At 64.8% G+C, this 1,076-nt stretch carries 1 protein-coding gene; it reads left to right on the forward strand.

Annotated features, from left to right (window positions below; translation table 11 throughout):
- The coding region (locus ACF07N_RS35875; RefSeq protein WP_392121024.1) for a DUF475 domain-containing protein at nt 1–1,076 on the forward strand (1,076 nt) is incomplete at both ends.

Consider the following 1,076-nt stretch of genomic DNA (forward strand, 5'->3'; position numbering starts at 1 on the left):
TGAAAACCTTCGGGTGGTCGTTCGCGGTCACCGCGCTCGGCCTGGTCGCAGCGGTCTTCTACGGAGGGTGGACCGCGTTCGGTGTCGTAGCGATCCTGTCCATCCTCGAGATCTCGCTGTCCTTCGACAACGCGGTGGTCAACGCCGGGATCCTGAAGAAGATGAATGCCTTCTGGCAGAAGATCTTCCTCACCATCGGCATCCTGATCGCCGTCTTCGGCATGCGGCTGGTCTTCCCCGTCGTGATCGTGGCCATCAGCGCTCAGCTGGGACCGATCGAGGCCGTCGACCTCGCGCTCACCGACAAGGACCGCTACCAGGAGCTGGTGACCGACGCGCACCCGTCGATCGCGGCCTTCGGCGGCATGTTCCTGCTGATGATCTTCCTGGACTTCATCTTCGAGGACCGGGACATCAAGTGGCTCGGCTGGCTGGAGCGGCCGCTGTCCAAGCTCGGCAAGGTCGACATGCTGTCGGTCTGCATCGCCCTGATCGTGCTGCTGATCTCCTCGATCACCTTCGGCGCCCACGCCCACCAGCACGGCGGCACCCACGCCGACAAGGCGGAGACGGTCCTGCTGTCCGGCATCGCCGGTCTGATCACGTACATGATCGTCGGTGGTCTGTCCGGCTACTTCGAGGACAAGCTCGAAGAGGAGGAGGAGCGCGAGCACGAGGCCGAGGAACAGGCCGAGCGCGAGGGCAAGCCCAAGTCGGCGGTGAGGCTGGCCGGCAAGGCGGCCTTCTTCATGTTCCTCTACCTGGAGGTCCTGGACGCCTCGTTCTCCTTCGACGGCGTGATCGGCGCCTTCGCCATCACCAACGACATCGTCCTGATGGCCCTCGGCCTGGGCATCGGCGCCATGTACGTCCGGTCGCTGACGGTCTACCTGGTCCGCCAGGGCACCCTCGACGACTACGTCTACCTGGAGCACGGCGCGCACTACGCCATCGGCGCGCTGGCCATGATCCTGCTGGTCACCATCCAGTACGAGATCAACGAGATCATCACCGGCCTGATCGGCGTCGTCCTGATCGGCGCCTCCTTCTGGTCCTCCGTGCGCCGCAACCGCGCC

The sequence above is a fragment of the Streptomyces sp. NPDC015242 genome (assembly GCF_043079125.1).
Taxonomy (GTDB): domain Bacteria; phylum Actinomycetota; class Actinomycetes; order Streptomycetales; family Streptomycetaceae; genus Streptomyces.